The sequence below is a fragment of the Bartonella sp. AC62GZZY genome, from assembly GCF_042196525.1.
Taxonomy (GTDB): Bacteria; Pseudomonadota; Alphaproteobacteria; order Rhizobiales; family Rhizobiaceae; genus Bartonella.
Map to the genome: position 1 here is coordinate 1 of NZ_JBHIQN010000089.1, position 581 is coordinate 581.

Below are 581 nucleotides of genomic sequence, written 5' to 3' on the forward strand. Positions count from 1 at the left end.
AAAAAGCGGTGGGCATATTAAGGTTACAGATGTTGCTCTAACAACAAATGGTAACTATGGCGCAGCTACCACCGATCCTGATAGCTTGATCGAATTGCATGGCAAAACAACAATTAATAATGCTTTCATCGGGCTTAATGCAGAAAATAGTGGTACCATCACAATGACGGGAGGAACTGTAACCGCTGCAAACATGGCAGTGCTTGCAAAAAGCGGGGGGCATATTAAGGTTACAGATGTTGCTCTAACAACAAATGGTAACTATGGCGCAGCTACCACCGATCTTGATAGCTTGATCGAATTGCAAGGCAAAACAACAATTAATAATGCTTTCATCGGGCTTAATGCAGAAAATAGTGGGGCAATCACAATGACGGGAGGAACTGTAACCGCTGCAAACATGGCAGTGCTTGCAAAAAGCGGTGGGCATATTAAGGTTACAGATGTTGCTCTAACAACAAATGGTAACTATGGCGCAGCTACCACCGATCTTGATAGCTTGATCGAATTGCAAGGCAAAACAACAATTAATAATGCTTTCATCGGGCTTAATGCAGAAAATAGTGGGGCAATCACAATGA

General features: G+C 42.7%; 1 pseudogene. It reads left to right on the forward strand.

The features are described from left to right. Window positions 1–581 (forward strand): annotated as a pseudogene (locus ACFIML_RS09320) (hypothetical protein); the annotation flags it as partial.